This is a genomic window from Actinomycetota bacterium, from assembly GCA_036280995.1.
Taxonomy (GTDB): domain Bacteria; phylum Actinomycetota; class CALGFH01; order CALGFH01; family CALGFH01; genus CALGFH01.
The window spans coordinates 1-8837 of record DASUPQ010000341.1; the positions used below are offsets into that span (position 1 = coordinate 1).

At 70.5% G+C, this 8837-nt stretch carries 11 protein-coding genes; 4 read left to right on the forward strand and 7 right to left on the reverse strand.

The genetic code is table 11. The features are described from left to right. The 5 genes from VF468_11680 to VF468_11700 form a co-directional block, all read right to left on the reverse strand. Nucleotides 1-1209: MFS transporter (locus VF468_11680; protein ID HEX5878959.1), on the reverse strand; the 1209-nt coding region annotated here is incomplete at its 3' end. A gap of 411 nt (nt 1210-1620) precedes the next feature. Continuing rightward, on the reverse strand, nt 1621-1920 hold the full coding sequence (locus VF468_11685; protein HEX5878960.1) for a hypothetical protein: 300 nt from the start codon (nt 1918-1920) through the stop codon (nt 1621-1623). A 60-nt stretch (nt 1921-1980) separates the two neighbouring features. After that, complete coding sequence (locus VF468_11690; GenBank protein ID HEX5878961.1) at nt 1981-2622, reverse strand: CPBP family glutamic-type intramembrane protease; 642 nt, start codon at nt 2620-2622, stop codon at nt 1981-1983. After that, on the reverse strand, nt 2619-3074 hold the full coding sequence (locus tag VF468_11695; GenBank protein HEX5878962.1) for a hypothetical protein: 456 nt from the start codon (nt 3072-3074) through the stop codon (nt 2619-2621). Before VF468_11695 ends, VF468_11690 begins: the two co-directional genes overlap by 4 nt. A 432-nt stretch (nt 3075-3506) precedes the next feature. Further along, entirely contained in the window at nt 3507-4373 is an 867-nt protein-coding gene (locus tag VF468_11700; protein HEX5878963.1) for an alpha/beta hydrolase, read from the reverse strand. A gap of 156 nt (nt 4374-4529) precedes the next feature. Here VF468_11700 and VF468_11705 point away from each other — a divergent pair, with 156 nt between their 5' ends. After that, entirely contained in the window at nt 4530-5522 is a 993-nt protein-coding gene (locus tag VF468_11705) for a helix-turn-helix domain-containing protein (GenBank protein HEX5878964.1), read from the forward strand. 29 nt (nt 5523-5551) lie between these two features. On the opposite strand, the gene VF468_11710 is transcribed toward VF468_11705, so the two are convergent. Further along, the gene (locus tag VF468_11710) at nt 5552-5761 is read right to left on the reverse strand and encodes a hypothetical protein (protein HEX5878965.1); all 210 of its coding nucleotides are present in this window, start codon (nt 5759-5761) and stop codon (nt 5552-5554) included. Between the two features lie 35 nt (nt 5762-5796). Beyond that, nucleotides 5797-6225 carry a MerR family DNA-binding transcriptional regulator gene (locus VF468_11715; protein HEX5878966.1) on the reverse strand — a complete coding sequence of 143 codons (429 nt, stop codon included), beginning with the start codon at nt 6223-6225 and terminating at the stop codon, nt 5797-5799. A 39-nt stretch (nt 6226-6264) separates the two neighbouring features. On the opposite strand from VF468_11715, the gene VF468_11720 reads away from it, so the two are divergent. From VF468_11720 to VF468_11730, 3 genes are all read left to right on the forward strand, one after another. After that, nucleotides 6265-6468 (forward strand): hypothetical protein, encoded by a 204-nt coding sequence (locus VF468_11720; GenBank protein HEX5878967.1) that lies wholly within the window; start codon nt 6265-6267, stop codon nt 6466-6468. Nucleotides 6469-6819: 351 nt separating this feature from the next. Beyond that, nucleotides 6820-7605, forward strand: a complete 786-nt coding sequence (locus VF468_11725) for a VTT domain-containing protein (GenBank protein HEX5878968.1) — start codon at nt 6820-6822, stop codon at nt 7603-7605. A gap of 61 nt (nt 7606-7666) precedes the next feature. Then, nucleotides 7667-8837: MFS transporter (locus VF468_11730; GenBank protein ID HEX5878969.1), on the forward strand; the 1171-nt coding region annotated here is incomplete at its 3' end.

Genomic DNA, 8837 nt, shown 5'->3' on the forward strand with positions numbered 1-8837 from the left:
GAGCAGGACGACGCCGATCATCGTCCGCTTGCTGCTCCAGAAGCCGTAGAGCAACGCCACGGCGAACACCGCCGGGAACCCGATGATGGCGGCGCCGGCGAGCAGGCGTTCGGCCGCGCCGGTCTCCAGTCCCAGCTGCCGCAGGTTGGTGGGCAGCCACAGCAGGAACCCGCTGTTCACCAGGCCCCAGCCGAGGCCGAAGAGCACGACCGCGGTCGTCAGACCGCTGAACGGCCGCCGGAACAGCTGCACGTACCGGCTTGGCTCCTCCTTGGAGTGGGCCGTGGAATCCTCAGGCAGGAGGCGGGCGCCGAACCGCGCCATCACCGCCTCCGCCTCGTCGGCGCGGCCGCAGGCGAGCAGGAACCGCGGCGACTCGGGGATCCAACGGTTGAGCAGGATGAGGAGCAGACCCGTCGGCAGCCCGATCAGCCAGAGGACCCGCCAGCCGAACCGCGGCTCCAGCGTGGAGGCAAGCAGGCTGGTGACGATGTATGCCCCCGCCACGTCGCCACCAATCAGCACCATCAGCCAGCTGCGATGCCGGGCGGGGATGGTCTCGGCCAGCAGGGCGAACGCGATGGGCAGCATCCCCCCGACCGCCGCGCCCATGAGGAAGCACATGAGCAGGTTCCAGCCGAACGCAGGCATCGCGCCGCACACGGATGTGGCGATGAACATGACGCCAGCGAGCAGGATCGACGCCCGCCTCCCGATACGGTCGCCCAGCCAGCCCCACCCGGCAGAGCCGAGCACCATGCCGACGAGCGCACACAGAGGAAACCAGGCCACGGGCACCTTACCCTGCGGGTTCAGGGGCGACTTCAGGCCGTACTCCTGCGCCATGCCGGGCACCACGAACGCCAGCGTGGTCGGCTTCATGACGTCGATGGTCACGGCAACGGCCATGACGGCCAGGAGCGCCAGGTGGGCACGCTGGATCGGGGCCTCGTCCAACGCGGCCACCCGCACCCCGGCGACCCGATCCGGATAGGCCCCCGCGCCCCGCGGCACCACTCCATACGCCGACAACGCGATGCCGACAACGATCAGGGCCATGCCCACCTTCATCGAGGGATCCATCGGCATCCCGGCCAGCTGATAGCCCATGTCAGCTGCACCGATGTACATGGGGAGATGCAGGACCACACCCGCGCTGACCGCGGCGATTCCGAACCAGAACGCTCGGCGATGAGCAAGAGCGATCATCGGGCCCCCTGAGCTCCCGACAGCCTCATAGGGATATACGGGAACGACCGGGCAGGGGATTCGCGGCGAATCACACGGTTGCCGGGACGCGGCCGACCCCAAGAACTGCTCACTCGGCTGCGCGAGCGGCGGTCGCCGGCAGCGAGGCCTCCGTCGCGTCGTCGGCGCGGGTTGGCCGCATGCCAGGCGATCGAGCGATGCAACGCTTCCTGCGGGGCATCGAGCGTGAACCTGCAGACGACCCGGGCGGAGTTCGGGCCGGGCCTGGTGTCGAACCTACGCTGGACCGACGGGCTCGTCGGGGGCCGCCACGGCCCTGGCACGACCGATTCGATCCGACACCGCCGGGACTGACGCTTCGCCATGGGCGTCAGCCCTTGACCTTCGCGCGTGAGACCCCGGTTCGACGTGTCAGGTATGCGCTCTGACACCACCATGCGGCCACGCCGGCAGGACACCGTCGAGGGGAAGGTGTCGGTCTCCGGGTCGTAGCCGATCAGCTCCAGGGACGTCGAGCTGCTGGCCGATGAAGTCGATCCGGGCGCGCTGCTCGAGGAGGAAGCCGCCCGGAAGCCAGCGGAAGGTCGCCTCGCCCCTGACGTTCTGCTCGTCGGAGCCGACCAGGTTGCCTTCCATGGTCCAGGTACCGACCAGGCGGTCCAGGCGCCGCAGCGCGGGGTCGGGCTGCGGGAGATCGGGGTAATCGGACATGACGGCTCCCTCCTTCGTGGCCTGGTCAGGCCGTTTCCACTCGTCGACCCCAGGACCCGCTCATCCGGCCAGGCCCAGGGCCAGGGCGAGCGCGGTGCCGCCGTTGAAGGCCCACCTGGCCGCCATGACCGGCAGCAGCCGCCGACCCAGCGCGTAGTACAGCGCGGTCCAGATGGCCAGGTACGGCAGCACCGACCCCACCCGGTAGGCGGCGAACTCCAGATCCAGACCGCCGCCGCTGGCAAGCAGCGGGAAGCACGCATGCTCGGCAGCCCACACCACCACCACGATCGTGGCGGCCAGCCACGCCCGGCCCAGGCGCGCCTCCAGCCGCGGCAGCACCACGCCCAGGTAGGCGACCGGCTCGGCCAACTCGGTCAACAGCGGCACCACCAGCACACTGACCACGCTGGCCAGCGGGGGCAGATCAACCACGGCGAACATGGGCGGGGTGCCGAGGTCGACCAGCGCGCCGTAGACCATCCACCAGCCGGCCGCCTCGTTGAGCGCCCGCCCGAAGGGCTCAGCCCCGCCCAGGACCAGGAGGCCGGCCAGCAGCAGCTGCACCCCCAGCCACAGCGCGACCCGGGTGGCGACCAGCAGCGCCGCGCCCCCCACCCCGCCGGCCACCGCCGCGGCGCTGGGCTGGGGCTGGACGGCCGGCTGCCCGGCCCCAGCAGCGGAAGGGTTGGTGGCGGTCATCGCGTGCCCCCCGCCCCCGTCGCCGGCTGGGTGGCACGTCGGGCCTGGCGTTGCTGGACCCACAGCCGGGTCTCGTACACCGAGGTGATGGCCAACACGGCCACGAAGGCCACCAGCCAGGCAAACGCCAGCCAGCCCAGGACCGGCGGCTGGTAGTGGTCCAGGATCAGCTCGGGTGGTTCGACCGCGGCAGGGCCGAAGTGCACCGCGGCGACGAAGGCGGCGCCGCCGCCCGACACCAGCGCCCAGAAGCCGGGCCCCACCCGGCCGGCGTGGTACAGCAGCAGGCCGGTGGTGATGATCGGGTAGACGACCAGGCTGGCGGTGAAGGCGTTGACCTCCTCGGTGACTGGCCAGCCGACGGCGTTGCCGCGGATCAGGTGGTCCAGGTGGTGGCCCAGCGACATCGCCGCCGCCAGCCAGGTCAGCCGGTACAGGATCCTGCGGTGCATGGGTCCCTCCTCGGGTGCAGCGATGGTGGTCCGGACGCTGCTGGCAAGCACCAGCAGCTCCAGGGAGGCTGCGGGCCCCTCACCGCCGAGGCGTTCACCACAAGCGGACGCTTGTGCAGGCGGGTCGGTGTTCCGGGCCAGCGCGGCCAAGTCCGGTATGAACCTGCGGTGCTCATGGGATCACCCGCTCGTTCGAGCCTCAGCCGTACAGCTGCTGTTCGGCGAGACCCAAGCCGGGTCAGTGGGCGTGCGGGACGCCGGTCATCTGTGGCGTTCTGGACGGCACAAGGCGGAGCGAGAGCACCGCGGCCACGGCGGCGCCGGTGGAGGCCACCGCGACACAGAGCTCAGAGGCCGTGTCGTGGGCCTGGCTGGACGTGCACCCTGGGACCTCATCCTGAGTCGAAGAATGCCACTGACTTCGCGGCGGCCCTAGGCAGCGAGGACCTCCCGCAGGCGGACCGCGAACGCCTCCGGCTCGCCCATCTGGCCGTATTCGCCGCCGAGGAACCCGGCGTGGCCGCCTGGGAACGTGACCGGCGTCGTTCCGAGCCGCTCGGCAACGGCATGCGCGCCGCGGTTGGCCAGCTCGTCCTTCGACTCCGCGCCGGCTGCCACGACGATGCGGGTCGATGCCGTCCGGAGCGCCTCGAAGTCGGGCTCATAGTGGGTTAACGACACGATGTTCTGACCGACCATCGGGTCGTTCCGCGAGCCGTCGTCTTCGGTCGGTAGTCCGAACATTGCAGGATCCGGCGCGGGCCGCTCGAGATAGTCGGCCGGGATCGGACCTGTGTGGCTGGCGATGGCGATGAACTTAGCCATCGCTGGGCCGAGTCCGCTGCGCAGATACGTCTGGTGGATGTCCCGGTTCGCGGCCAGCGCGAACTCGCGGTCCGGCAGCACCGCGGCCGCCGGTGGCTCGTGTGCGACGAGCGTCCGTACCTGCTCCGGGTGGCGCGCGACCAGAGCGAGTGCGTTGATCGCGCCGCCGCTGCTTGCGAAAAGGTCAACCGGTCCGGCGTCCAGAGCCGAGATGATCCCTTGGAGATCGTCCGCGTGCTCCTCGGGCGTTGACGTGGCCGCGCCGTCGGTGCGTCGGCTGCGCTCGACACCGCGCGGGTCGTACGTCACTACCATGCGATCGGTGAAGTATCGGGAGAGCGTGCCGAACCCGGCGGCGCCCATCGGCGACGCGATCAGCAGCAACACCGGCGCGTCGCTGGTCCCGTTCCTGCGGACGTCATAGGTCAGCACCGCGCCCGGTACCTTGAGGGTGTGCGTCGTCAGGTCCGTCATGCTGCCGCTCCTCATGAACTCTGGAGGTCAGTGTCCTCCACGGACGATCGATGAGTAGCTCCCAGGGGGTCGAAGCGGCACTCCCTCCGCCTCGATGCCCCTCAGTCGCTGGCGGAATCACTATCTGCCATCACGCGCCGGTGGTCCCGTGTCACAATGTCAGCGACCACAGGTTCCGTGCCATCTGCTCGAGTGACTCCCTTCAGATCGATCGCCGCGTACTGCCCGCCGGGCGTCTCCGCGTTCGGCCTCGGGGTGATTGCGGAAGTCTTCGGCGCCAAGACGCTGCCGGGCACGCCGACGTTCGAGATCGCACTGTGCAGCGACCGTCCGGGAGCCGTCATCAGCGACATCGGCGTCCCGATCACCGTCGAGCACGGTCTGGACGCCCTCGTCGCCGCCGATCTCGTCATCGCCTGCCCTTGGAGTGGGTTCCATTTGCCGCCCACCGCTGACGCCGTCTCCACCTTGCGGACTGCGCACCACCGGGGAGCGCTGATCGCCGGTCCCTGCGTCGGCGCATTCCTGCTGGCCGAAGCGGGCCTGCTCGACCGGCGGCGCGCCACCACCCACTGGCGCTTCGCCGCGACCTTCGCCGCCCGATACCCCCGCGTGCGCATGACCCCTGACGTGCTGTATGTGGACGAGGGGCAGGTCGTGACCGGCGCCGGCGCCATGGCTGGCGTCGACATGTGCCTGCACCTGCTCCGCCGCGAGCACGGCTCGGCGATCGCCAACATCATCGCCCGCGACCTGGTCGCGCCGCCCCACCGCCATGGCGGCCAGGCGCAGTACCTGGCCTTTCCGGCGGTACCCGCCACCGACGACCGCCTCGCCGACGTCCTGGCGTGGGCCACCGCGCACCTTGACACCGCCCTCAGCGTCAACACGCTCGCCGACCGGGCGATGTGCAGTCGCCGCTCCTTCTACCGCTGGTTCAAAACGACCACGGGCACGACGCCGCACGCCTGGCTGCGGACCCAGCGGCTCAACCGGGCGGAGGAACTGCTGGAGACGACCGACCTGACCGTCGACCACATCGCCCACCGCGTCGGCTACGCCAGCGCCACCGCATTGCGCGAGCAGTTCACCCTCCGCCGCGGCGTCAGCCCCCACGCCTATCGCCGCACCTTCCGAGGAAGCTGCTAAGAAGCAAGTCACGCCGAGGGCAGCATGCCTCATGAGTGATGGCGCACTACCAACCTCATGACCTGCTGAACGTGGTTCTCCTCCTCGTTGAGCTGGAGGACGAGCGGGGCAGGCTGCTCGACGCCATCGCGGCCGGTCCAATCATCACCATCGAGGACGTTGTCGAGGCGGGCATCCTGCCCGTTGCGCCCACGCTCCGAAGCCGCCGCAGTCCAGATGAAGCCAAGGCGGTCGGGCACGTACCGCGGTCGCCACCACGCGACTCGTGGGGAGATCAGTGTGGGTGGGCTTCCTCCAAGGGCACGCCGGCGAGTCGGGCGGCGAGCACCTTGGTGAAGTTGGGGCAGGTGGTGATGTCGTCGTGAGGGCAGTGCAGCGCGTGGGTGATGGCTTCCTTGGCCGTCTGGGCCTTGGCGATCTGGTCGGCGAGGTCGGCGAGCTTGCGTTGGGTGAGCCTGCGCCAGCTATCGACGGCTGGTGTTCGTGACCCAAGAAAGGCCTTGGACTCGCGGAGCGAGAACCCAACGTCTCGAAGCAACAGGATCATCCCGACGAGCCCGACCGCTGATTCCGGGTAGCGCCGCTGACCCGAGACCCTGACGGGTGCTGGTATCAGGCCGAGTTCCTCGTAGTAGCGCAAGGCCGAGGTGGCGACACCGGTGCGCTTGGCCAGTTCGCCGATGGTCAAGTAGCGGTCAACCATGTTGACTTCAAGTGTACTTGAAGGTGTTGGGTGGTGCTCATGGAACCACAGAGCAGCTCCAACGACGACCACACCCAATATCAAGCCCAGGACTGGCAAGGCCCAGAGGCCGGCCACTGGCTGGTCCCGATCTCGCTGCTGTCGACCGCCTACGTCCCCGCCGAGCTGCTGCCTGGCTGGGTGCGCAACGCCGCGGCCGTCAACCCCACAGCCACGTGGTCGACACCGTCCGCGCCGCCATGACCGGGACCCTAGATGCCGGCCAGCTCGCCGCCGGGCTCGCCGCGGTCGTCGCAGCCGTCGCCCTCACCCAGCTGGCCGCCGCCCGCCCCTTCGCCGGCCTCATCCACCGCGACTGACCAACCCAGGAACGGAAGGTACCACCATGCCACGGCACCACCACACCAGCAGCCGGGGAGGTCGGCATCGCCGTGCCGTCCTGGTCACCGCGCTGCTTAGGCGCCTCGTCGGGCGCCGACGGCAGCACCGCTGGCACCGGCCACACTCCGGCGGGCAATCCCGGGCTCGCGGCAGGTGGGCACAGCCGAGCCGCAGGACCCGGCGGCGCGGGCGCCTGCGGGCGCGGTGGTCGCGATGACCGGCAGGACGGTCCCGGCGGCCGCCGGCCTCGCCGGCCGTCACCGGACGACCTGGGCACCCATCCTGCTTCGCATCGGACTGCTCCTCGCCGTCCTTGGACTTCTGGCCGCTGCCGCCCAGCTGCTGGGTCCCTGGTCGCCCGACCGCCTCGGCGGGCTCCTCGACGCGCTCGGGCCGTTGGCCCCGGCGGGGTTCGTGGGCCTGTTCGTGGTGCTCAACACCGCCGGCGTGCCGGCTCCGCTGCTCGGCGCCGCCGGCGGCCTGGCCCTTGGCCTGGTTCCGGGTGCACTGGCCACCCTGGCCGGCATGACCGTGGCGGCCTGCGGCCAGCTGCTCCTCGGCCGGCGCCTGACCGGGTCTGCCTTGGCCGCGGTTCGCCTGCCCGGGAGTCGCCGCCTCCAGAAGTTCCTGCAGGGCCGTGGATGGCTGGCCGTGGTCGCGCTGCGCCTGGTCCCGGGACCCTTCTCCGAGGTGAACCTCGCGGCCGGGCTGACACCGCTGCGTCTGCAGTCGATGGCCATCGGCACCCTGATCGGCGGCGCCCCCAAGGCGCTCGCCTGGGCCGCCCTCGGCCTCGGCGCCACCCGGCTTCCCGCCCTACCGCCGTTCCTAATCGCCGCCGTCATCGTCACCGGCCTGGTCCTCACGGCCGCCTGGCTGCGCTGGCGTGGGCCGCGGTCACCCAACTCACATCCCAAACCTGCCAAGCACTCCGACATCCGCACATCGACGGACGAGTTAGGAGCCCGTGATGCACGACCCCCATCATCCGGTTCGTGACACGAACGAACCGCGCGAGCCGCAGGCGTCCGCGGACCCGCGCCGCTGGAAGGCGCTCGCGGTGATCGCCCTGGCGCAGTTCATGCTCATCCTGGACCTCACCGTGGTCAACGTCGCCCTGCCCGACCTCGGCGCCGACCTGGACCTGAGCCGCTCGGCCTTCACCTGGACGGTCAGCATCTACGGGCTGGTCTTCGGCGGGCTGCTGCTGCTCGGCGGCCGGTTGGCCGACATCTTCGGCACGCGCCCGATGATCCTGACCGGCCTGGTCATCTTCACCCTGGCCTCGCTGGCCACCGGCCTGGCCCAGAACCAGACCCTGCTGCTCGGCGGCCGCGTCGGTCAGGGCGTCGGGGCCGCGCTGCTGTCCCCGGCCGCGCTAGCAACCATCACCAGCAGCTTCCACGGCGTGGAACGCAACAAGGCCCTGAGCGTGTGGGCCTCCCTCGGCGGCGTCGGCTTCGCCGCCGGGGTGCTCATCGGCGGACTCCTCACCGCCGGCCCCGGCTGGCGCTGGGTCTTCTTCATCAACGTCCCGGTCGGCCTCATCCTGCTGGCCGCCATCCGGGCCGTGGTGCCACCACGCCACCCGGACCGCGTCGCCCGCCTCGACGTGCTGGGCGCGGTGACCGTCACCGCCGCCACCGGCTTGTTCATCTACGGCATGATCAACGCCGGTGACGAGGGCTGGGCCGATCTGGGCACGCTCCTGGCCATCGCGGCCACCATCGTCCTGTACGGCCTGTTCGTGGTCGTCGAACGCACCGTACCGACCCCCCTGATGGATCCGAGCCTGCTGGCGCGCCGCCCGATCGCGGCCGGCGCCTTCCTGATGCTCATCGCGGCCGGCGTGCTCATCGCGGACCTCTTTCTTGGTTCGCAGTACCTGCAGCACCTTCGCGGCCTCAGCGCGCTGGAGACCGGCCTGTTCTTCCTGCCCCCGGCCCTGGCCCTCATGATCGGAGCCATCACGGCCGGCCGCCTGGTCGGCACCACCGGCACCCGTCCCGTCGCCGTCGTCGCCCTGATCCTGGTCGCCATCGGCAACGCACTGCTCATCGGCCTGTCGGCAGACGGCAACGTCTACGCCGAAGCCCTTCCCGGCGTCACGGTGTTCGCGCTGGGCGGCGGCCCGCTGTTCGTCTGCGCGACCACCACGGCCCTCGGCCGCGCCGGTCTGGGTGAGGCCGGGCTGGTATCGGGCATCGTCAACACCTTCAACCAGCTCGGCG